This window comes from Rhodobacter ferrooxidans, assembly GCF_000176015.1.
GTDB classification, from domain to species: Bacteria; Pseudomonadota; Alphaproteobacteria; order Rhodobacterales; family Rhodobacteraceae; genus Pseudorhodobacter_B; species Pseudorhodobacter_B ferrooxidans.
Genome location: NZ_ACYY01000002.1, coordinates 21,951 through 43,333 on the forward strand (window position 1 = coordinate 21,951; position 21,383 = coordinate 43,333).

The window sequence follows — 21,383 nt, forward strand, 5'->3', positions numbered from 1 at the left end:
CGACCATGACCATGAAGACCCTTCGTGTAGCCCTTCTGACCAGCACGCTGCTGGCAGGTGCGGCGCAGGCTGCCGACGTGACGCTGACCATCGAAAGCTGGCGCAACGACGACCTGACGATCTGGCAGGACAAGATCATCCCGGCGTTCGAGGCCGCAAATCCCGGCATCAAGGTGGTGTTCGCGCCCTCGGCCCCCGCCGAATACAACGCCGTGCTGAACTCGAAACTCGATGCGGGGTCGGCGGGCGACCTGATCACCTGTCGTCCGTTCGACGCCTCGCTGGAATTGTTCACCAAGGGCAAGCTGGCCGATCTGACCGATCTGCCGGGCATGGCGAACTTCAGCTCGGTGGCGAAATCGGGCTGGTCGACGGATGATGGCAAGCAGACCTTCTGCGTGCCGATGGCATCGGTGATCCACGGCTTCATCTACAACAAGGACGCGTTCAAGGCGCTGGGCATCGAAGTGCCGACGACCGAGGCCGAGTTCTTTGCCGCGCTGGACAAGATCAAGGCCGACGGCACCTATATCCCGATGGCGATGGGCACCAACGACCAGTGGGAAGCCGCGACCATGGGCTACAACAATATCGGCCCGAACTACTGGAAGGGCGAAGAGGGGCGTCTGGCGCTGATTGCCGGCACGCAGAAGCTGACCGACCCGCAATGGGTGGCGCCGTTTGCGCAACTGGCGAAGTGGAAGGATTATCTGGGCGACGGCTTTGAGGCGCAGACCTATCCCGACAGCCAGAACCTGTTCACCCTGGGCCGTGCTGCGATCTATCCGGCCGGGTCGTGGGAAATCTCGGGCTTCCGCACTCAGGCAGGGTTCGAGATGGGCGCCTTCCCGCCGCCGGTCGCGGCTGCGGGCGACACCTGCTATATCTCGGATCACACCGATATCGGCATCGGGCTGAACGCCGCTTCGGCCAATGCCGAAGCTGGCAAGACCTTCCTGAACTGGGTGGCGAGCCCCGAGTTTGCCAAGCTTTATGCCAACGCGCTGCCCGGCTTTTTCCCGCTGTCGAACGAGCCGGTGGCCCTTGAAGACCCGCTGGCGCAGGAATTCATGTCCTGGCGGACCAAGTGCCAATCCTCGATCCGTTCGACCTACCAGATCCTGTCGCGCGGCACGCCGAACCTGGAAAACGAGACCTGGAACGCCTCGGCGGCCGTGATCAAGGGCACCGAGACGCCCGAGGCGGCGGCGGCGCGGCTGCAAGAGGGGTTGGCGTCCTGGTATGAGCCGCAGAAGTAAGGTTGGCTGAAAAGAAGCGGGGGGCTGTCTGCCCCCCGCACCCCCCGAGGAGATTTTTCAACAGATGAAGGCAGGAGCGGGCATGGCGGGGCGCAAGCCGGTGCGGTGGCATATCGCGGTGTTTCTGGCCCCGGCGGTGCTGGTTTACACGGCGATGATGATCGTGCCGCTGTTCGGCACGCTGAACCTGTCGCTTTACACCTCGGTTGACCGGATTTCGCAGTTTGCCGGGCTGGACAATTTCCGCACGCTGTTTGGCGATCCGCGCTGGGCGGATGCGTTCTGGAATGCGCTGGGCAACAACGGCTGGTTTTTCCTGATCCATATGCTGGTGCAGAACCCGATCGGGATTGTGCTGGCGGCGTTGCTGTCCTCGCCCCGGCTGCGGATGGCGGCGTTTTACCGGACGGCGATCTTCATTCCCACCATCCTGAGCTTCGTGATCGTCGGCTTCGTGTGGAAGCTGATCCTGTCGCCGATCTGGGGCATTGCGCCGGGGATGCTGGATTTCGTCGGGCTGAAAAGCCTGTTCGCGCCGTGGCTGGGGAAAGAGGAATACGCGCTGACCGCCCTGGCGCTGGTGTCGGTGTGGCAGTTCGTCGGCATCCCGATGATGCTGATCTATGCCGCCCTTCTCAGCATCCCCGACGAGGTGTTGGAGGCGGCCGAGATGGATGGCATCACCGGCATGAGCCAGTTCTGGAAGATCAAGCTGCCGCTGATCTTGCCCAGTATCGGCATCATCTCGATCCTGACATTCGTCGGCAATTTCAATGCGTTCGATCTGATCTACGTCTCGCAAGGGGCGCTGGCGGGGCCGGATTTTGCCACGGATATTCTGGGCACCTTCCTGTACCGCACCTTCTTTGGCTTCCAGTTGCAACTGGGCGACCCGCATATGGGCGCCACCATTGCCACCGCGATGTTCGGCATCATTCTGGTCGGCGTGTGCTTCTATCTGTTTGCCATTCAGACGCGGCTGCGTCGCTATCAGTTCTAGGGGGGCACATGGCCACGCGCACACCGCTTTCCCGTTCGATCGCCGCCCATGCGGTGCTGATCGCCTATACGGTGATCGCGCTGTTCCCGGTGTTCGTGATCGTCATCAACAGCTTCAAATCGCGCCGGGCGATCTTTGCCGAGCCTTTGGCGATACCGACGCCCGACACCTTTGATCTGGTCGGTTATACCACCGTGCTGAAGCAGGGCGATTTCTTCCAGTATTTCCAGAACTCGATGGTGGTGACCTGTGGCAGCCTGTTTTTCGTGCTGCTGTTCGGGGCGATGGCGGCGTTTGCGCTGTCGGAATACCGGTTCCGCGGCAACACGCTGATGGGGCTGTATCTGGCGCTGGGCATCATGATCCCGATCCGGCTGGGCACGGTGGCGATTCTGCAGATGATGGTGGCAAGCGGGCTGGTGAACACGCTGACGGCACTGGTGCTGGTCTATACCGCGCAGGGGCTGCCGCTGGCGGTGTTCATCCTGTCGGAGTTCATGAAGCAGGTGTCGGATGATCTGAAGAACGCCGGAAGGATCGACGGGCTGTCGGAGTATCGGATTTTCTTCACCCTGGTGTTACCGCTGGTGCGCCCGGCGATGGCGACGGTGGCGGTGTTCACCATGATCCCGATCTGGAACGACCTGTGGTTCCCGCTGATCCTGGCCCCGGCCGAGGAGGTGAAGACCATCACGCTTGGGTCACAGGTGTTCATCGGCCAGTTCGTCACCAACTGGAACGCGGTGCTGGCGGCGCTGAGCCTCGCCATCGTGCCGGTGCTGGTGCTGTATCTGATATTCTCGCGGCAATTGATCCGCGGCATCACGGCGGGGGCGGTGAAATGATCCGGGTTCTGGTGGCAGGTCTGGGCAACATGGGGCGCAGCCATGCGCTTGCCTATCATCATAACCCGGCGTTCCAGATCGTCGGGTTGGTGAACCGCTCGGTGGTGGATTTGCCGCCCGAGTTGCAGGGCTACCCGCTGAGCGCCGACTACAATGAGGCTTTGACACGGCTTAAACCCGATCTGGTCTGTGTGGCCACCTATTCCGACAGCCATGCTGATTACGCCTGCGCGGCGATGGAGGCGGGGGCCGACGTGTTCGTGGAAAAGCCGCTGGCCACCACGGTTGCCGATGCGCGGCGGGTGCAGTCCAAGGCCGTTCAGACCGGGCGCAAGGTGGTGGTGGGCTATATCCTGCGGCATCACCCAAGTTGGATCCGGCTGATCGCCGAGGCGCGGGCGCTGGGCGGCCCCTATGTGTTCCGGCTGAACCTGAACCAGCAATCCTCCGGCCCGACGTGGGGGGTGCACAAGGCGCTGATGCAGACCACGCCGCCGATTGTCGATTGCGGCGTGCATTACGTCGATGTGATGTGCCAGATCACCGACGCCAAACCGCTGGAGGTGCGCGGCATGGGCCTGCGGCTTTCGAACGAAATCGCGCCGGGCATGTATAACTACGGCCATTTTCAGGTGCTGTTCGATGATGGCAGCTTGGGCTGGTATGAGGCCGGCTGGGGGCCGATGATGTCGGACACCGCGTTCTTCGTGAAGGATGTGGTCAGCCCCAATGGCGCCGTATCGATCCGCATGCCGGAAAATGCGCGCTCCGACGATATGGCGACGCATACCAAGACCTCGCTGCTGCGGGTGCACAAGGTGGCCACCGGCGACACCGATATCTCGATGGCCGACGAACCCGGCCATCAGGAGCTGTGCGACCGCGAGCAGGCCTTCGTCGCCCGCGCCATCGCCGAAAACCTGGACCTCACCCGCCACATGGCGGATGCCGTCGGCTCGCTGGCGATCTGCCTTGCGGCGGATGAAAGCGTGCGCTCGGGCCTGCCCGTGAAACTGTAAGGAGCCGCCATGGCCGCGCTGACGCTTGTCAATGTCACCAAATCCTTCGGCAAGACCGATGTCATCAAGGGCGTCGATCTGGAGGTGCAGACCGGCGAGTTCTGCGTGTTTGTCGGGCCGTCGGGCTGTGGCAAATCCACCCTGTTGCGGATGATCGCCGGGCTGGAGGATGTAAGCAGCGGCGAGGTGATGATCAACGGTGCGCGGGTCAACGATGTGGCCCCGGCCAAGCGCGAGATCGCCATGGTGTTCCAAAGCTACGCGCTTTACCCGCATCTGACGGTGCGCGACAACATGGGGCTGGCGCTGAAACAGGCGGGGCAGTCGAAGGCCGCGGTGGCAAAATCGGTCGATCATGCGGCGGCGATGCTGGCGCTGGAACCCTTGCTGGCCCGCCGCCCGTCCGAGCTTTCCGGCGGCCAGCGTCAGCGCGTTGCCATCGGCCGCGCCATCGTGCGCACGCCGAAACTGTTCCTGTTCGACGAGCCGCTGTCGAACCTCGATGCCGCATTGCGCGTGGCCACAAGGATCGAGATTGCCAAGCTGCACCGCGATCTGGATGCCACGATGATCTATGTGACGCATGACCAGATCGAGGCGATGACGCTGGCCGACCGCATCGTGGTGCTGCGAGATGGCCGCGTGGAACAGGTCGGCGCGCCGATGGACCTGTATAACGACCCCGACAACACCTTTGTCGCGGGCTTCATCGGTTCGCCGATGATGAACTTCCTGCACGCCGGGGCCTTGGGGATGCGCAGCGCCACCATGGGGGTGCGGCCCGAACATCTGGCGATTTCGCGCACGGCGGGGCAGATCGAAGGCACGGTGTCCCACGTCGAAAAGCTGGGCGGCGAGACGCTGGTCTATATCAACACCGCCACCCAAGGGTTGCTGACCGTGCGGCTGTTCGGCGAGCATGACTACCGGGTGGACGAGACCGTGCAACTGACCCCCGAAGCCGCCCGCGCCTTCCATTTCGACGCCGCAGGCCTGCGGTTGCGCTGACTCTCTGCACATTCTTCTCTGCTAAAATATCCCCCGCGGAGCGTCTGTGCTGGCAGCGGGAGCGCGCCGCGCGGGGATATTTGAAGAACAGATGAAAGCCTCAAGCGAAGGCTATGGACTTGTTCAAGGGCAGGTCACGGATGCGCTGGCCGGTCAGCGCGAAGATGGCGTTGGCCAGCGCCGGGGCCGCAGGTGGCAGGCCGGGTTCACCGATGCCGCGGATGCGGTCGCCGTTTTCCAGAATCGTCACGCTGATCGGCGGGCATTGCGGCAGGCGCAAGGCGTCGTAGTCGGTGAAATTGCTTTGCTGGGCGCGACCTTGCGCAAAGCTGATCTCGCCCATGATCGCCGCACTCAGCCCAAAGACCATGCCGCCCTGCACCTGCGCCTCGATGATGCCGGGATCAAGTGCTGTGCCCACATCCACCGCCGCAAAGGCAGCAATCAGGCGGATACCCACGGTGGTCTGTTCGATCTCGATCACCTCGGCCACCGGCACGCCGAAGCTGAGGCTGAAGGCCAGCCCACGGGCGCGGCCCTCGATCGGCGCCGCCCCCCAATGCGACATCCGGCCCACCGCCTCCAGCACCTTGCGCGACGGCTCATGGGAAATGTGGGCCAGGCGGAACTCCAGCGGGTCCACCCCCGCCAGATGCGCCAACTCGTCCACCGCACTTTCGTGGAAGAACCCGTTCTGCGAGGCACCCACCGCGCGCCACGACCCCACCGGCACCCCGGCGGGCACCCGGTAGCCGGTGACGCGGTGGTTAGTGAAGTCATAGGGCTGCTCCCACGCGCCCTGCACGATCGACGAATCCGGTCCGGGCACCGAGTAGCCGAGCCGACCCACCTGCGAGGCGATCACCGAAGGGGCGGCCAGATGCAGATCGAAGGCCGCGACCTTGCCTGCTTCTACCCGCGCGCGCAGCCGTGCCTTGGCCATCGGGCGATAGACGTCATGCGTGGTATCCTCCTCGCGGCTCCAGGTCAGCAGCACCGGCGTGCCTTCGACCGCCTTGGCCACGGTGATGGCCTGCCGCGCCACATCCATTTCGGCCCGCCGCCCGAAACCGCCGCCCATCAGCATGGTGTGAACCTCGATGGCCTCGACCGGCAGGCCTGTCAGCGCCGCCCCTTCCTTCAGGATCTGCGTCGGCAGTTGCGTGCCGGTCCAGACCTGCAAATGGCCGTCCGTCAGCAGGGCTGCGGCACACATCGGCTCCATCGTGGCGTGGGCGAGGTAGGGCACGGAATATTGGGCCTCGAAGATGTCTCCGACGGTTAGCGCGGCTTCCACATCGCCATCGTCGCGGCTGCGGCTGTCTAGACGGTCGGCATCGAAGGCGGCATCAACGGCGGCCAGCATCGCGGCGGTATCGGCGGGATAGGCGGCAGGAGCCCAGTCGAAGGTGATCGCATTGGCTGCGGAAAACGCCTCCCAGGTCGAGCGCGCCAGCACCGCGACGCCGTTTTCCACCTCGACCACCTGCACCACGCCGGGCATCGCCAGCGCCGCAGTGGCGTCATAAGACTTCATCGGCGCACCAAGCCCGGGATTGCAGCGCACCGTGCCGAACAGCATCCCGGACAGCCGCAGGTCGGCGGTGAACTGCGCCGCCCCGGTGATCTTGCCAGGCATGTCGGGGCGCGGCAGCGATGTGCCCAGCAGCTTCCACTCGGCGCGGGGTTTCAGCGGCGGGGTGTCGGGCAGCGGCACCGAGGCTGCTTCGGTCGCGAGTTCGATATAGCTGAGCCGCGTGCCATCGGGGGCCACCACCGCGCCGCCTTCGGTTTTCAGCACCGCCGCGTCAAGCCCCAGCCGCCGCGCCGCCGCGCCAATCAGCGCCACCCGCGCCACGGCACCTGCTGCGCGCATCTTTTCATAGGCGTCGGGGGTGGACGACGAGCCGCCGGTGATCTGCAACCCCAGCAATTTGCCCGGCACCTGCATCGCCTTGCGCAGGCTTTCCGCCATCCAGCCGGTATCGGTGGGGGCAAAGGGCACACCTTCCTCCAGCACCGCCGCATTGAAATAGGCTTTCGAGGCCGGGCCGTGGATCACGCGCACCTGATCCCAGGGCAGGTCCATCTCCTCGGCCACCAAAGCCGCCAGCGTGGTATGCACGCCCTGACCCATCTCGGCGCGCGGGGCGATGATGGTAACGCCGGTGGCGTCGATCAGCACATAGGGGGTCAGCGCCGCGTCTTCACCGCCCAGCAGCGGGTTGGGCCAGGGCTTGCGATAGGCATAGGTGCCGAACGCCACCCCGCCCAGAATGGCGACCGAGCCGATCAGGAAGCTGCGCCGGGCGATGGTTGCAAGGCGGCTCATGGTGTCACCGCCAGCCGAAGGGCGGCATCGTGAATGGCGGCACGGATGCGCGGGTAGGTGCCGCAGCGGCACAGGTTCCCGGCCATCGCCGTGTCGATCTCGGCATCCGTCGGCTGCGGAATTTCCTTAAGCAAGGCCACCGCCTGAATGATCTGCCCCGACTGGCAATAGCCGCATTGCGCCACCTGATGCTGCAACCACGCCTGCTGCACGGCATGCAGCGCGTCGGGGCTGGCCAGCCCTTCGATGGTGATGATCTGCGCCTCGCCGACATCGGCCAGCAGGGTCTGGCACGACCGCGCCGCCAAGCCATCCAGCAGCACCGAGCAGGCACCGCAGACCCCGACACCGCAGCCATATTTGCTGCCAGTCAGGTTCAACTCGTCACGCAGCACCCACAAAAGCGGGGTGTCGGGGGCGGCGGTCACCTCGTGGCTGGTGCCGTTCACGGTGATCTGCATGGCGGGCGTCCTTTGGCTTATGCTGCCAGCATAGACCCGGAACCCGGCATTTCAAACCGTGCCGTCAAGTCGCCTCGGGTTTCGGCTGCGCAACCTGGGCGGCGCGGCAGAATGCCACCGCCAGCGTGGCATCCAGCGGCAGCCGGGCGGTCAGGCCCCAGCTTTGGCACAGCGCCTCGAACCCCGGAAGATCGTCGGGGTGTTCGGCCAGCAGCCGGTAGGTCAGGATCAGCAGCAAGGGCGGAGCGACCCCCGATTGCGCATATGCCGCCTGCAGCACATCAGGCCGCAGCCCCGGATCGCCAAGGGAAAGCGTGGTCGGCTTCACCTCGGCCAGCAGCCCCGCCAGCGCCGCCGCATCGTCCGCCACGGGCGTTTGCAGCAGGCGCAGCTTTTCTCCCGCGGCAATGCCGTTGCGCGCCCAAAGCCGGGTCAGTGCGATGTGCAGGCCAGCGGATTCCTCCTGCACCACCAACCGCATGTCCGGGCGGGTGCGTGACAGCAGCGCCGCCAGAAACCCGCAGCCTGCGCCAATCTCCAGATGCGTGCCACCCTTGGGCAGCATCTTGGGCAGGCTGCGCGCCAGATTGCGTTCAAACTTGCCCTCGGCAATCAGCAACAGCGCCGGCGGGGTGAAGATGCGCGGGTCGGCGGGCACCTCGATCTCGTGGTTCTTGTGCCAGCTCAGCGGCGGATCGACCGACATATCCACCGCCCCGGTCACATACAGCCCCAGCGTGCCCGGCTTGCGATCGGGTGGTGGCTTCTGCCGGTCGGCCTTCTGCTTTTCCGAAGTGTTCTTTTCGACCCGGCTCATGAGGGCCGCGATCTTTTCCGGGTCGCGGGCCTGTGGCGGCTTGGCTTCCACCTGATCAATCGGGATCAGACTGGCGGCCTTCAACCCCTCGACCATCTCGTTATAGGCTTCGGTGCCCTTGAACTCGGCCAGCCGCGCCTCGGCCCGATCCAGTGCTGCGAAATGCAGCCGGTTCAGCACCGGGTCTTCCAGCAACGCCGCCATGATCCGGTTGCGTTCGCCCGAATAGCGCAGCATGGCGTCGTCGCGCACCTCGTTGCGGTCCTGCAAGGCCCAATAGTCGGAATTATACTTGTCTTTCTTGAGGTTGACGTTGCCGCGGAACTTGCGGATCGCATAGCTGTCGATGGATTTGACCGCGTAATGGTTCAACTGCACCCAGTCATAACCAATGGTGCGCACGATCGAGCGCCAGCCGCGGAACTTGAAATAATCCTCCATCGGCGCGCCGGAGCCGTTCAGCCATTTCACGGTTTCGGGAAACTCGCCCTCCAGCCACTTGTTCTTGATGCTGGGGCGGTGGATGCCCAGTTTCCAATACTTGGGGTCGAACTGGAACAGCGTCTTCACCCCCCAGCCGCGGTTCCACATCGGCGGGGCGGCATAAAGATACTGCTCGGTCACCGGGGCGCGCGACCAGTCATGCACGCCGCCCGAGCCGAAAATCCGCCAGGTCACCACGATGCCATTGGCGCCGCGCGCCTTGGCGGCAGTGATCATGTCATCCAGTGTGCCGTCGCCGTATTTGATGCAGAGAAACTCGTCGGCATCGAACACCATCACCCAGTCGCTGCTGCCCACCAGCGGCTCGTCCTGCGCATAGTTCAAGGCCGAGGGCTGCGGGCGGATGCCTTCGGGGATATCGTTGCGGCGGTGATAGGCCAGACCCATCTCCTCCAGCCGGATCAGCATGTCGTCGGTGCCGTCAGAGCAATCGTTGGTATAGACCACGATATCGGTGAAACCGACCGCCAGATGATGCGCGATCCATTCCAGCACGAAGGGGCCTTCGTCCTTCATCATCGACACGGCGGTAAGGCGGCCATGCGGGCTGATGTGTTTGGTCAGGCCAGGCTTTTGCGCAGCATTTGAACCGGTTTTCTTCTTGCTGGCCAAGCTCTGCCTCTTGCGCGGGGTCCGCCCTGCTGGACATGGCGCAAGGGTTAGGGCATTATCCCAAGCAACGCAAAAGAAATCACTTTTCAATGTGATTGTAGTTAATGAGGGAACAATGACAGGCCCCATCCGCCGCCCGGTTGCATCGCTTTGGATCGGCGAGCGGCTGCATTACCTGAACCAGCTTTGCCTGCTCAGCCATGTGAAACAGGGCCATCCCACGACGCTTTACTGCACCGATACCGTGACCAACGTGCCCGAGGGCGTGATCGTCAAACCCGCCACCGACATCATGGCGATTGATATGGAGATCGTGCGGCAGACCTCTGAATCCTTTCTGTCGAACGTGTTCCGCTACAAGATGATCCAGAAGACCGATGCGGTGTGGATCGACTGCGACGCCTTCTGCCACAAGCCGTTCCCGGACGAGATGCAGAACATCTTTGCCGGCCACGGCTTTCGCGGCGCGCTGAACTGCGGCGTGGTGTATATTCCGCCGAAGGGCGCGCTGATTGATCAGTTGCTGGATTACTATGACAACCTGCCCGCAGCTCCCGCCTGGTTCAACAAGCAGCAGCGCAAGCGGCTGGAAAAGCAGGATCCGTCGCTGCCGCATGCCGTGCGGATCTATAATGCCGAGCGCACCAGCTTTGGCCCGCAGGCTTTCACCTGGTTTGCCCAGCAGACTGGCGATTATGAAAAGGCGCTGTCGCCGGATTTCCTTTATCCGGTGCCGTTCCAGCTTAACGACGTGTTCTACGACCCTTACGGTCGGGTGGAGGGGCATTTTACCGACAACACCCTGTCGGTGCATCTTTACACCAACGGCACAAAGCCCTGGTGGCGCAAGAACCCGCCGCTTGCCAATTCCTACGCCGACCGGATGTGCCGCGAGATCGGGGTCAATCCGCAAGACGCGCTGGAAGAATAGCCGATGGCCGCACCCGATCTGACCTTTGTCTATATCGTCGAGCCGCCGGATTATCAGATTTTCGCCTGCACGCTGCTGGCCTCGATCCGCCGCTATTTCCCGCCGGAGGTGAAGGCGATCGGCTATTGCCCGGCGCACAGGATGGCCAATCTGCACCCGGCGGTGATCAAGGCACACGAGATGATGGGCGCCGAGATCAGGCCGATGCAGACGGAAGGCATGTGGGATACCCCCCTATCCGCATGGCAACAAGATCATCGCCGCCATGCAGCCGCGCGATGGCGCATTTTCGGCCTTTGTCGATTCCGATGTGCTGTTCCTGCGGCCCAACACTTCGGCGGCGCTGTGCAAGCCGGGCAAGGTTTCGGCCTCGGCTGCCGCCTCGATGGTCTGGGCGGAACAGACGATCTGGGATACAATCTATGGCACTTTCGGCATGCCGATCCCGACCGAGCGTATCCGGCTGATGCGGCAATCGGGCAAGCCGGTGATCCCGTATTTCAGCGCCGGTCTGGTGGTGTTTCCCGAAACGCCGGGGCCGGGCGGGCGGTTTCCCGATGTCTGGTATGATACCGCGCGGCGGCTTGACCGGGTCGAGACGCTGGACAAGCGCCGCCCCTATCTGGACCAGATGACCCTGCCCATCGCCATGCAACGCGCCGGTCTGGGCTGGAACATCCTGCCCGAGGAACAGCACTATATCCTGGGGGGCCGGTTGCGCGGCGAACCGCTGCCCAAGGGCCGCGAGATTTATACCGTGCATTACCGCCAGCTTGCCGTGCTGAAGGAAGCCGGTCTGCACGAGGTGGCGCAGGCCACGCTGAAATCGCAAACCGGCGTGCGGTTCGTGCGCCGCCTGACCCCAGACGCGCCAGAAGACCCCGGCACCGGTCTGGCGCAAACCGGGCAGATCGAATGACCGGCTTTCCCAAAGGTGCCAAACATGCGAGTGCCGATCATGCAGGACGCTGACGACGAACCGACGGCCGCGGGCGATGGCCGCTCCAAGGCCGAACTGCGCGCCGAGGCGATGATCCGCCGTCAGAAACGCAACCTGCGCAAAGCCGGCGCCGAAGGCTTTCTGGCCGGTGTTGCCGCCATGCTGCGTCCCGGCGATCTGGTGATGGATTGCGGCGCCAATATAGGCTCTATCACCGCGATTCTGGCCGATACCGGTGCCGATGTGCTGGCCTTCGAACCCGACCCCTTTGCCTTTGCCGAACTGACGGCCAAGTTTGCCGACCATCCCCGCGTGACCCTGATCAACGCCGCCGTGGGTGCCAGCGCAGGCACCGTGCGGCTGATGCGGGCGCAGAATTTCGACGACAATCCCACCGGTGCCTCGGTGAAAAGCACCATCCTGCAAGGCGGGCGGTCCATCGACGCCAGCACCGGTTTCGACGTGCCGCTGATCAGCTTTCCCGACCTGATCCGCGAAAAGATCGCGGCGGGGCGCGAGGTGGCCTTGGTGAAGATGGACATCGAAGGCGCCGAGCTGGAGATTCTGGAAGTGCTGGACCGCGATGGCCTGCTGGCGCAGATCAGGGTGATCGTGGTCGAAACCCACGAGCGAAAATTCAAGGATTTGCGCCCCCGTTACAAGGCACTGCGCGAAAGCTTTGCCGAGAAGTATCCCGGCAACCGGGTCAACCTCGACTGGATCTGACCCGCCGCGCTGGTTTGGCCAGAACCTCGCGCCAATCCCTTGCCGGACCGCGCATCCCGCGCATATCCGCCAGTTCGATCAGGCCTGCAAGCGCCAGCCGGTGGCCCTGCGCGGCGCAATACTTGCCCACCCGCCTGATCCAATGCCGGTTGGTCCGGCGCCCGGCCCGGTAAGCCTGCCGCAACGCCTGCGGTGCCGCCGCTCCTCGCAGCACGTCGAACAGGCTTTCGATCACCCCGGCCTCGATCAGGCAGGGGATGATATGATGCCGCGCGCCATGAACGGGCATCAGCCGCGCACCAGCCTGGCCGAACAGCCGGGCGTTCAGCCGGTCCAGCCGATGCAGTGGGTCATGCAGCACCTGATAGCAGCACCCATCCGCCATTTCGGCAGCCACATCCCAGCAGAATGGCCCGATTTCGGCGGCCTGCGGCGCAAAGCGCAGATCGCCGGGCACCACGGCGGGATCAAGCGAGAATTGCGGTGCCAGTGCCACGGCCAGCCGCGCGTCAAGCGCCTTTGCCGCCAGAATAGCGCCGTATCCCCCCATGCTGAAGCCATAGGTGGTAAGGGGCACCTCTGGCCCAAGATGCTGCCGCACTGCCTTCATGGCGGGCAGAAAATCTGCGGTCTGGAACCAGTCTGACCGGCGGGGCAGCACCGCCACTTGCGAAATCCCGCGCTTGGCCAGCGAGCTTTCGGCAAAACCCGTGCCGCTCTGGATGCCCGGATGCAGCATGTCGGGAAAGGTGACGACCACCGCATCCCCGGGCGGCGATACCGCCGGAACATGGCGGATCAGCAAGCCGCTTGATGCGTAGATCACTTGTCCGGGCAGCGCGGGGGTCATCAGCGCGGATCGCAGCGCAGCATGCTCCAGGCAAAGCCACCCCGCCCGTCATCCACGACCTCGGCTTCGACCTCCCATTTCGACTTCAGCCCGACCCGCCTTTCGCCAAGGCTGGCCAACCGCAGCGGCGTTGCCGTCATCGCTGCGCGATCCTCCGAGCTTTTGGTGCGAATCTGCAGGGCCATCGCCTCGCGGAACATCGGTTGCAATACCGCGTAGGTGTTCAGCCCGCCCATGACATAGGCGTAAGACACGTCCAGCGGCATCCGCCGGTTGGCAGCCAGTTGCAGGGCTTCGGCATAGGCGGCGCGCCCGCGCGCACTGACGAAAAGAATGGCATGTGCCGACACCATCGAAAACAATCGGGCAAAGCGCGCGTCATGCGCCCGGGCCAGCACGAAATCCGGCACGGCACTGTGGCCGATCTGGTCGTGAATCTCGCGGATGCGCGGAAAGCAGCCAGCCGTGTTCAGCCCCAGGTAAACGATATCGGCATCGGCTGGCAGACCCGGCAAGGCGGTGCTTCCGGCACAGAACTCCAGATCATCTTCCAGGATCATGAAGGGCAGGCCCTTGGCCTTGGCCATGGCCCCCTGATGCGCCAGCGTGGCGTTCAGCACCTTGAACTCGGTGCTGTCAACGCCGTCGGAAAAGCTGTGCGCAATACCCAGCCCGGTCAGCAACCGCTCCATGTGGCGGCGACGCTTGCGCTGTTTGGGCATGTTGATGACGACGGCCTGAACTTGCCGCAGATCGGTGATGCCATCGGCATAGACCTGCGCCGCCACGCCTGGCGTATCTTGCGACATTGCACTCGTTCCCTCAAAGCCCCGCGTTTTTCACGCTGTTTTCATGGATTTGAGGATAGGCAGCGCGATGCGGGCTGTCAATCTGGCCGAAGTTCGCGCGAAATGGCCGATTCCGCCCCGCCGACTTGACGCCCCGCCGCAAAACTTCCATCTGAAAGCCAGACAAAGGGGTCGCACATGGATGCATCGGCGATCGAACTGATCCGCTTTGGCTATGGGCCGAAAGCCGGCTCATCCGTGCTGAAAGGGTCGGTTGAACCTGACCGCCTGCTGGCGCAGCTTGCCGATCCCGCGCCGGTTGCCTTTGCCCGCCCCGGCCTTGCCGCGCGCCTGCAGATGCTGGTGGCGCTGCGGCAGGAACGGCAGGTGCAAAAGGCTGGCGGGCCAAAGACCGACACCACGCTGAAGGCACTGCGGCAGATGCAGCGCGAGGATACGCTGGTCTGGGTGCCGCAGGCTGCCGCGACCAAGGCAGGCTTTCATGAACGGCTGGTGAATTTCTGGGCCAACCGGCTGACCGTGGCCAGCACCAGGGGCGAGTTGGTCTATCTGGTGCAGCCCTATCGTGACGAGGCAGTGCGACCACATGTTGCCGGGCGGTTTGCCGAGCTGTTGCTGGCCTCGGTCTGGCATCCGGCGATGCTGCTGTATCTGGACCAGGCGCGCTCGGTCGGGCCCAACTCGCGCTTTGGCCTGCGCAGACGGGCCGGGCTGAACGAGAATTTCGCCCGCGAATTGCTGGAACTGCACACAATGGCCACCGGCTATACTCAGGCCGATGTAACGGCGCTGGCGGCCTTGCTGACGGGCCTGACCTTCACGCCTGAAGGTGCGGCCTATGACGAAAACCGCGCCGAGCCGGGCCAGAAAACCGTGCTGGGCCAAAGCTATGGCGAGGGCGCAGACGAGATTGCCCACTTTGTCGAAGACCTGTCGATGCGGCCCGAAACCGCCCAAAGCGTCTGTCTCGCCCTTGCCCGGCATTTCCTGTCCGACACCCCGCCCGAAGCCCTGGTTGCCCGCATGGCGCAGACTTATCTGGCTGAAAGCGGCGCCTTGGTGCCGGTCTATCGCCTGCTGCTGCAAGACCCCGCCGCCCGCGACCCGGTGCTGCGCAAGATCCGCTCGCCGCATGAATTTGTGGTGGCCAGCCTGCGCGCCTTTGATCTGACCGGGGCTGAGACCCAGTCGCAGGGCGCCCCCAAGGGCGGTTTTCGCGCCGAGGCGGCGCTGGCGCAGATGGGTCAACCGGTCTATCGCCCGCGCGGCCCGGATGGCTGGCCCGACACCGCCGCCGAATGGATCTCGCCGCCCTATATGGTGGCGCGGCTGGATTGGGCGGAACGGCTGGCCCGGCTGCGCGGCGAACGCGCCGACCCGGTGGCGCTGGCGCGGCAGGTGCTGGGCGATCTGGCGCATCCCGACACGCTGCGCGCCGTTGGTCTGGCCGAACAGCGGTGGGAGGGCGTGGCGGTGCTGCTGGGCTCGCCCGATTTCATGCGGAGGTAGGCGATGGGTGATCTTTTGCTGTCGCGGCGGTCGTTCCTGATCGGTTGCTCGCTGGCCGCCAGCCCGTTGCTGACGCCGGTCAGCTTTGCTGCGGCACCGGGTGAAAACCGGCTGGTGGTGATGGTGCTGCGTGGCGGCATGGACGGGCTGGATGTGGTGCGCCCCCTGGGCGATTCCGACTATGCCGCATTGCGCCCGACGCTGCTGACCGATTCCGCCTCGCTGGACCTTGACGGCTTCTTCGGCCTGAACCCCGGTGCCGCCGGTCTGATGCCGCTTTGGCAGGCGGGCGAGTTGGGCTTTGCCCATGCGGTGGCCACCCCTTACCGCCAGCAACGCAGCCATTTCGTCGGGCAAGACCTGCTGGAAAGTGGCGCGCTGGCTGCCGACGCGCCGGTGGATGGCGGCTGGCTGAACCGCGCCGTTGGCCGCATCAGGGGTGCCGCCCCCGATATGGCGGTGGCAGTGGGGCGCGAGCCGATGCTGATTCTGGAAGGCGATGCCCCCGCCCGGCAGTGGCTGCCGGTGGCCGACAGCACGCTGTCAGGCCAGGGCACGGCGTTGCTTGGCTGCCTGCACGCCGCCGACCCCGATTTTGCCGAGGCCTATCTGAAAGCCGTGGCCCTGCGCGCGGAATCCGAGGCGCAACGGATTTCCAATGCCGATGCCAAGCGCGACCAGTTGGGCGCCTATGTCGCCGCCCGCCTGAACGCCGAGGCGCGCATTGCCGCGTTTTCCTTTGGCGGCTGGGATACCCACAACAAGCAAGGCCCGGGCATTGCCCGGCGGCTGGGCGATCTGGCCGATACCATTCTGGCACTGAAAGCCGGCCTCGGGGCCAACTGGGCCACCACGCTGGTGCTGGCCGTCACCGAGTTTGGCCGCAGCGCCCGCGAGAACGGCTCCGCCGGCACCGACCACGGCACCGGCGGTGCGTCGCTGCTGGCGGGCGGGGCGCTGCGTGGCAAGCGGGTGCTGGGCCAATGGCCGGGCCTGAACGAATCCGCGCTCTATGCCCGCCGCGACCTGATGCCCACCACCGACCTGCGCGCCTATGCCGGCTGGGCGCTGCACGATCTGTTCGGGCTGGCAACTTCGGATATCGAAGGCCACGTCTTCCCGGCGCTGGACATGGGCCCCAACCCGCAGCTTCTGCGCTAAACCCTTTCATCTGTTCTTAAATATCCCCGCCGGAGGCTCCAGCGGCACCGCTGTCGCAAAGCGTCAGACCGCGACAGGCAGCGTCACATCGCGGCGCACCGCCTCGGCATCCGTACAGCCCTCGATCACCACGACCGAAAGCCCAAGCCGGATCAGCACATCCTTGCCGTCGCGCAAAATCTCGGGCTGCCCCGGCCATGCGGCAAGGTCCAGCACATCGCCCGCCCGCCAGTCGGTGATCCGGCACACCCCGCCCCAGGCGATGTGATAAAACACCCCCCCCGGCCCGCCGGTGATCACATTCTCGCCCGGCCCGACATGAAACTGGTCGCGCCCCTCGCCCGAGATCACCCGGTTGCGCCCCGGCCCGGTGTGAATCTCCGAACTGTGGTCGCCATCGGTAATCTGGTCGTTGCCGGTGCCGCCGTAAATCTTGTTGAAACCGTCGCCGCCCACGATCACATCGTCGCCCGCGCCACCATCCAGCGTGTCGCGGCCATTTCCGCCGCGCAGCGTATCGTTGCCCGCGCCGCCGTAAAACCCATGCCGGTCATTGCGCCGCGACGATTGTGCCACCAGCAGGTCATGCCCCGCGCCGCCTTCAAAGGTTGCCCCGGCATAGACCGGGCCGATCATCACATCGTCACCGTGGCTGCCGGTGACATGCACAGACACCCGTTCCGAGGATTCAAAGGTGATCGCACTCGCCGGATGCGCCACGATGCGCACCACCTTGCCCTGCGTCCGGTCGGCCTCGGCCCGTGCCACCACGGTGCCCATCCGCACCACCTCGATATTCGCGGGAACCCTCAGGGTATAGCCATCGGGTCCAGCCAGATACCACAGCGTGTCATGGCCGCCATCGGGGGTTTCGACGATCTTTTCCGCCGCCTCGCCATAAGCCCAATAGTCGTTGTCGGCATTGCCGCCCGCCAGCACCACCGCGCCATCCATCGCCATCATGGCGTTGATGCCAGTCTCGGGGCGTTCCATCCCGCGCAGATCAAGGCCAAGGTCCAGCGCCGCCCGCACCAGCTCATCCCGCAGCGCCGGGGTTTGCGGCCCGCCCGCCAGATTGGTGGTCTCGCCCGGGTCGGCGATCACGTCATAGACATGCTCTTCGCCATTGGGGTGGCGGAAGTAGCGGAACTGCGACAGGCCCGGCACCGAGGGGCGCACCGAAAGCGTGCCGAACACCGCGGTAAGCGGCGATTTTGTGCCGTCATAGTCCCCAAAATCCGGGTTCACCAGCGGCAGCAGGCTTTGGCCCGAAACCCAGTCGGGCCGTGGCGGCAAGCCTGCCAGATCGAGGATGGTTTTCGGCACGTTGTGCAGCGACACCGGCATCTGCACCACCTGCCCGCCTTCCATGCCCGCATGCCAGATACCCAGCGGCACATGCGCCGCCGAGTCCCACTGGCTCATCTTGTGAAAGCTGTCGTGGGTGCCCAGGTTGAAGCCGTTGTCCGACAGCAGCACCACCGTGGTGTTTTCGCCCAGGGGCGAGGCGCGCAGAGCGTCCATGAACCGGCCAATCTCATGGTCCACATGGCTACAGGCGGCGAAATAGCCGCGCACCACCTGCCGCCAGCCTGCATCGCCAGCCTTTTCCGGCGTCCACTGGCCGTTGGCGATATAGGCGGCTTCATAGACCGCCATGCCGGGCTGCGGGCCGAACTGATCCTCGGGGTGGGCGCAGGCGGGCCAGCGGATCGCGTCCGGGTCATAGAGTTGATAGAACCGGTCCGGGCAGGTCAGGTTGAAATGCGGATGCTTGAAGCCCAACTGGATCAGATGCCGCCGCGCGGGGTCGGCGCGGGTCAGGTAGTCGATGGCATTCTGCGCCACCGAATGATCGTAGAACGTGTGGTCGCAAGACCCGTCATCATCCGGCGCATTGACGCCGGAAATGCCCGGCCCTTTGTCCAAGTAGTCTCTAACACCGCCGCGACGGCCCTTTTCCACCGCCTCGACATCCTCGTGAAACAGCACGCGGCTGTAGTCGGTGGGCATCGGTTTGTAGTTGGCGTCGGTCTTGCCGGTGGTGAAGGTGCGAAACCCGGCGCGGCGCAGGTCATAGACCCAACTGGCGGTCGGCGGCAGCACGTCGCGCCAGAACCGGTTCAGATCGACCAGCCCGGTGCGGAACGGCGACAGGCCGGTGGCAAGCTCGGCCCGGCAGGGGGCGCACAGCGGCACCGTGGCATAGGCGTTGGCAAAACGGGTGCCCTGCGCCATCAGACGGTCGATGTTCGGGGTCTGGATCGTGACGCCGAAGGCCTGGCGCCAGGTGAAGATGTCGATCATGTCATCAATCCAGATGACGCAGATGTTGCCGCCTTGCGTGCTGGCGCGATCAAAGCCCATGGCGCGCCCTGTGCTGCCAAAGCGTGATTGCGCCGTTTAGAGCCGCATTTCCGGGTGTGGCCAGCAGGTTTTGCCCCGGCCACAGCAGCACATCCGACAAGGCGAATGTGCCCAGCTTGTTGCGCAACCCGGCGCGCGGGCCGCGACAGCCCAGGAACAGATGCGCGGGGCCTGCGGTTTCAAGGCTGAACTGCGCCGACACCGCCGCCCCGCCATTGGCCGCCAGCCAGACCTGCCCGCCCTGCAGCGCCAGCAGCACCAGCGTCACCTGATCCGCAGCCCCTTCGGCGGTCAGCGGCAGTTGCGTGGTGCCGCCTTTCTGCGCCAGCCGCAACACCTCGGCCTTGGCATCCAGAAACAGCGAGCCTTCGGCACGCAGCGGCTGCAAGGCCAGCAAAGTGCGGGCCTCGGGCGTTCCAGCGCGGAAGATCAGGCCAAGCGTCAGGCAGGATGCGTCGGCAATCGCGTCAGGCACCACCAGCCCGCCGTTGACCTCGGCCTGGAATTGCAGCGCGCCGGTCGCAAATACCGTGCCATGCTCGTTGGCCGCTACCGCCTGCGCCACCGGGCCGCCCTGCGCCCGCCATTCGATCACCCGACCGGGCAGGATGGGCGAAAACGCCAGACTGTCGGCGCGCGCCGTCAACCAGACCGGTGCCGGAGAGGGCAAGTCACCCCGCACAAGCGCACCGGGCGGCAGGCTGCCGGGAAACAGGATCACGCCGCTCACGTTTCACCCCGGCGCAGCGGCAGGATTGCCGGATAGGCCCAGCGGTGCAACTGCCCGCCAGACCTGGAGGGGGCCGCCCATGCGTCTCTGACACTGCCGGAATTGGCCCGGCCTTCGGGGCCGCCATAGGCATAGTGCAGCGTCGCATCGCCTTCCGGCGCGTGGTCGCAGGTCAGGATCAGGGATTGCGGGTCATCCTTGGCCAGCCGCACCGCGGTGATCTGCACCGGTGCCGTGCTGCCCGCGATGCTGAACCCGCAGGCGACCCCGGCGCCGAAAGGGTCGGCGGCATCCAACACCAGATCGGCCATTGCCCGCGCTGTCACCCGAACCTCGCGGCCTTCGCTTTCCGCCAGCAGGAACAGCGGGCAGGCCCAGCTTTCGCGCGCCGAAAGCGCCACGATGGCATGGGCATCCATTTCCGCCATCTGCAGGCGGGCGGCCTCGCTGGGGCGGCCAAAGCGGTCTTGGTCGAACATGTAGCCGGGGGCGGCAAAGGCGAAGGCGTGGTTGCCATGGCTCCATGCCAACTGCCAATGCGCCAGCGTGGCGGCAGGAGCGGTGAGCCAGCGCGTGCCGCTGTCGAAATTGGCCAGAAAGATCGGGCGTTGCAGGTCGCGCGCCGCCATGTCGCGCTCGATCTGCCGCATCAGCGAACGCAGTCCTTCGGCCAAAACGTCGGGGGGGGAATGGATATCCTCCAGCCCATAGTCGAGGCCGACCGCGAGCACCTTGGGCCGCTTGCCCGAACTTGTGGCGGCTGCCACCAGATTGTCCAGCGCGGTCAAAAAGTTACCATAAGCCACACCGCTGGCCAGAGCCGTAATGCTGGCCGCGCCATCGGTTTCGGCGCGCACGAAGAACAGCGGCATCCCGCGCAGCGCGTCTTGCCGCCAGCCCAGCAGGGTGTCGGCGGTCAACGCCTCGCGGCTGCAATGTGGCAGGCGTTGCAAGCTTGCCGTGGGTTGCGCCTGCGCCGTGCCCTCCAGCCCGACGCTGCCCACATCATCTCCCGGAGCCAGCACATTGTGCGAAAACCCCGGCGGGCCATCGTTGAACCCGGCGCGGCGGGCACCGCCAATGGCCAGCAGCGCATATAGGGGCCCCGGAGCAGCGGCGATGATGTCGCCCCCTGCCTGCGCGCGCTGGTATTCGCGCGGGCCACGCCCCGGCTCCAGCACGCCGGTAAAACGCAGCCAACCGCCGTCGCTGCGCAGGTTCCAGGCGTCGATATCGCCCAGCGCCGCGGTCACATCGGGCGCTTCGGCAGGTTGCAACGCCAGCCGCGCCCGCAGATCGGCCAGCACGGTATCGGAAAGCCGCAGCGTCAGCCCGGTGGCATCCCAGGTCACCACATCGCCGTTTTCCGCCCGGATCAGCACGCCGGTTTCGGCAATCGGCTTGGGAGGAAGCGGCATCGGCAATCCTTGCTGGCAGCGCCCGCGGGGCACGCGCCTATCTGCGGTCAAAGCCTGTTGTCGGTCAAGACCCGCGCCGCCCGCG

The 21,383-nt window shown here is 65.1% G+C and carries 18 protein-coding genes; 10 read left to right on the plus strand and 8 right to left on the minus strand.

Annotated elements, in window-relative coordinates; translation table 11 throughout:
- Nucleotides 1–5 precede the first annotated feature (5 nt).
- The 5 genes from RSW2DRAFT_RS01615 to RSW2DRAFT_RS01635 all read left to right on the plus strand — a co-directional run bounded on the left by RSW2DRAFT_RS01615 (nucleotide 6) and on the right by RSW2DRAFT_RS01635 (nucleotide 5,131).
- Nucleotides 6–1,259: an ABC transporter substrate-binding protein gene (locus tag RSW2DRAFT_RS01615; protein WP_008027382.1), complete on the plus strand. Its 1,254-nt coding sequence runs from the start codon at nucleotides 6–8 to the stop codon at nucleotides 1,257–1,259.
- Nucleotides 1,260–1,341: 82 nt separating this feature from the next.
- Nucleotides 1,342–2,259, plus strand: coding sequence for a carbohydrate ABC transporter permease (locus tag RSW2DRAFT_RS01620; RefSeq protein ID WP_008027384.1), 918 nt, complete (start codon nucleotides 1,342–1,344; stop codon nucleotides 2,257–2,259).
- A gap of 8 nt (nucleotides 2,260–2,267) precedes the next feature.
- Nucleotides 2,268–3,104 carry a carbohydrate ABC transporter permease gene (locus tag RSW2DRAFT_RS01625; protein ID WP_008027385.1) on the plus strand — a complete coding sequence of 279 codons (837 nt, stop codon included), beginning with the start codon at nucleotides 2,268–2,270 and terminating at the stop codon, nucleotides 3,102–3,104.
- On the plus strand, nucleotides 3,101–4,123 hold the full coding sequence (locus RSW2DRAFT_RS01630) for a Gfo/Idh/MocA family protein (protein WP_008027388.1): 1,023 nt from the start codon (nucleotides 3,101–3,103) through the stop codon (nucleotides 4,121–4,123). Before RSW2DRAFT_RS01625 ends, RSW2DRAFT_RS01630 begins: the two co-directional genes overlap by 4 nt.
- A gap of 9 nt (nucleotides 4,124–4,132) precedes the next feature.
- Nucleotides 4,133–5,131, plus strand: coding sequence for an ABC transporter ATP-binding protein (locus RSW2DRAFT_RS01635; RefSeq protein WP_008027391.1), 999 nt, complete (start codon nucleotides 4,133–4,135; stop codon nucleotides 5,129–5,131).
- A gap of 100 nt (nucleotides 5,132–5,231) precedes the next feature.
- On the opposite strand, the gene RSW2DRAFT_RS01640 is transcribed toward RSW2DRAFT_RS01635, so the two are convergent.
- The 3 genes from RSW2DRAFT_RS01640 to RSW2DRAFT_RS01650 all read right to left on the minus strand — a co-directional run bounded on the left by RSW2DRAFT_RS01640 (nucleotide 5,232) and on the right by RSW2DRAFT_RS01650 (nucleotide 9,857).
- Nucleotides 5,232–7,463, minus strand: a complete 2,232-nt coding sequence (locus RSW2DRAFT_RS01640; RefSeq protein ID WP_008027393.1) for a xanthine dehydrogenase family protein molybdopterin-binding subunit — start codon at nucleotides 7,461–7,463, stop codon at nucleotides 5,232–5,234.
- Nucleotides 7,460–7,924: a (2Fe-2S)-binding protein gene (locus RSW2DRAFT_RS01645; RefSeq protein ID WP_008027394.1), complete on the minus strand. Its 465-nt coding sequence runs from the start codon at nucleotides 7,922–7,924 to the stop codon at nucleotides 7,460–7,462. Before RSW2DRAFT_RS01645 ends, RSW2DRAFT_RS01640 begins: the two co-directional genes overlap by 4 nt.
- A 64-nt stretch (nucleotides 7,925–7,988) precedes the next feature.
- Entirely contained in the window at nucleotides 7,989–9,857 is a 1,869-nt protein-coding gene (locus RSW2DRAFT_RS01650; protein ID WP_008027396.1) for a glycosyltransferase family 2 protein, read from the minus strand.
- Nucleotides 9,858–9,972: 115 nt separating this feature from the next.
- Here RSW2DRAFT_RS01650 and RSW2DRAFT_RS01655 point away from each other — a divergent pair, with 115 nt between their 5' ends.
- From RSW2DRAFT_RS01655 to RSW2DRAFT_RS01665, 3 genes are all read left to right on the plus strand, one after another.
- A complete protein-coding gene (locus RSW2DRAFT_RS01655) occupies nucleotides 9,973–10,788 on the plus strand; it encodes a hypothetical protein (RefSeq protein ID WP_008027398.1) in 816 nt (271 codons plus the stop codon).
- A 265-nt stretch (nucleotides 10,789–11,053) separates the two neighbouring features.
- On the plus strand, nucleotides 11,054–11,707 hold the full coding sequence (locus RSW2DRAFT_RS01660; protein ID WP_008027400.1) for a hypothetical protein: 654 nt from the start codon (nucleotides 11,054–11,056) through the stop codon (nucleotides 11,705–11,707).
- A gap of 24 nt (nucleotides 11,708–11,731) precedes the next feature.
- On the plus strand, nucleotides 11,732–12,454 hold the full coding sequence (locus tag RSW2DRAFT_RS01665; protein ID WP_008027401.1) for an FkbM family methyltransferase: 723 nt from the start codon (nucleotides 11,732–11,734) through the stop codon (nucleotides 12,452–12,454).
- Here RSW2DRAFT_RS01665 and RSW2DRAFT_RS01670 read toward each other — a convergent pair.
- Together RSW2DRAFT_RS01670 and RSW2DRAFT_RS01675 are read right to left on the minus strand one after the other, a co-directional pair.
- Entirely contained in the window at nucleotides 12,435–13,304 is an 870-nt protein-coding gene (locus tag RSW2DRAFT_RS01670; RefSeq protein WP_008027404.1) for an alpha/beta fold hydrolase, read from the minus strand. The genes RSW2DRAFT_RS01665 and RSW2DRAFT_RS01670 overlap by 20 nt on opposite strands.
- Entirely contained in the window at nucleotides 13,304–14,113 is an 810-nt protein-coding gene (locus RSW2DRAFT_RS01675) for a glycosyltransferase family 25 protein (protein WP_008027406.1), read from the minus strand. The genes RSW2DRAFT_RS01670 and RSW2DRAFT_RS01675 overlap by 1 nt, the downstream gene beginning before the upstream one ends.
- A 177-nt stretch (nucleotides 14,114–14,290) precedes the next feature.
- On the opposite strand from RSW2DRAFT_RS01675, the gene RSW2DRAFT_RS01680 reads away from it, so the two are divergent.
- Both RSW2DRAFT_RS01680 and RSW2DRAFT_RS01685 read left to right on the plus strand, forming a co-directional pair.
- Nucleotides 14,291–15,622 (plus strand): DUF1800 domain-containing protein, encoded by a 1,332-nt coding sequence (locus tag RSW2DRAFT_RS01680; protein ID WP_008027408.1) that lies wholly within the window; start codon nucleotides 14,291–14,293, stop codon nucleotides 15,620–15,622.
- A gap of 3 nt (nucleotides 15,623–15,625) precedes the next feature.
- Nucleotides 15,626–16,783, plus strand: coding sequence for a DUF1501 domain-containing protein (locus RSW2DRAFT_RS01685; RefSeq protein ID WP_008027410.1), 1,158 nt, complete (start codon nucleotides 15,626–15,628; stop codon nucleotides 16,781–16,783).
- Nucleotides 16,784–16,846: 63 nt separating this feature from the next.
- Here the strand turns inward: RSW2DRAFT_RS01685 and RSW2DRAFT_RS01690 are convergent, their stop codons facing one another.
- From RSW2DRAFT_RS01690 to RSW2DRAFT_RS01700, 3 genes are read right to left on the minus strand one after another with little or no spacing between them, the layout of a single operon-like run.
- On the minus strand, nucleotides 16,847–19,150 hold the full coding sequence (locus RSW2DRAFT_RS01690) for a sulfatase-like hydrolase/transferase (protein ID WP_008027411.1): 2,304 nt from the start codon (nucleotides 19,148–19,150) through the stop codon (nucleotides 16,847–16,849).
- A complete protein-coding gene (locus RSW2DRAFT_RS01695; RefSeq protein ID WP_008027413.1) occupies nucleotides 19,140–19,880 on the minus strand; it encodes a hypothetical protein in 741 nt (246 codons plus the stop codon). Before RSW2DRAFT_RS01695 ends, RSW2DRAFT_RS01690 begins: the two co-directional genes overlap by 11 nt.
- A complete protein-coding gene (locus tag RSW2DRAFT_RS01700; protein ID WP_008027414.1) occupies nucleotides 19,877–21,298 on the minus strand; it encodes a hypothetical protein in 1,422 nt (473 codons plus the stop codon). The genes RSW2DRAFT_RS01695 and RSW2DRAFT_RS01700 overlap by 4 nt, the downstream gene beginning before the upstream one ends.
- Between the last annotated feature and the right edge of the window lie 85 nt (nucleotides 21,299–21,383).